The organism is Gluconobacter sp. P1D12_c (assembly GCF_018812105.1).
Classification (GTDB): domain Bacteria; phylum Pseudomonadota; class Alphaproteobacteria; order Acetobacterales; family Acetobacteraceae; genus Gluconobacter; species Gluconobacter oxydans_A.
Map to the genome: position 1 here is coordinate 1 of NZ_JACSIQ010000381.1, position 483 is coordinate 483.

The 483-nt window shown below is 56.9% G+C and carries 1 protein-coding gene; it reads right to left on the bottom strand.

Features of this window, described 5'->3' with window-relative positions; all coding sequences use genetic code 11:
* Window positions 1-25: 25 nt before the first annotated feature.
* A partial coding sequence (locus KP705_RS17275; RefSeq protein ID WP_215765164.1) for a transposase occupies window positions 26-483 on the bottom strand: 458 nt, incomplete at its 5' end.

Sequence of the window (483 nt, forward strand, 5' to 3'; positions counted from 1 at the left end):
GATCAGGGGCTGTCTCCCTGGATGACTACGCGCTCGCGTTCAACCTTGCGAGGAAGAGAAAGCGGCGCATGTTGTAGACAATATTGGCCAGGCCGATCCTCATGGTGGCCCGGGTGATACCCACGGTTCGGACGAACAGACCCGTCTGCGATTTCTGATCGGCAAAGACATGCTCGACACGCGACCGGATCACCGATTTCCCTGCGTTGGACCGCTGGATGTGGCGGGGCATGGGCTTGAGATGCGGCTTTTTCCTGTGGACCTTTGAGACAAAGCCCTGCTTTTCCATGAAGTCTTCGTTGGCTTTCGAGCGATACGCGGTATCGGCCCAGACGCTTGAGGCGGTATTGGCTTTATCCAGAAGCCCCTCTCTCAATCGCGCGCCATCACTGGCGGCGGCATCTGTTGTCTTCCATTTGCGGATGAACCGATACTTCCGGTCGATGGAGACGTGGGGTTTGTAGCCAAAGAATGGGATGGCAA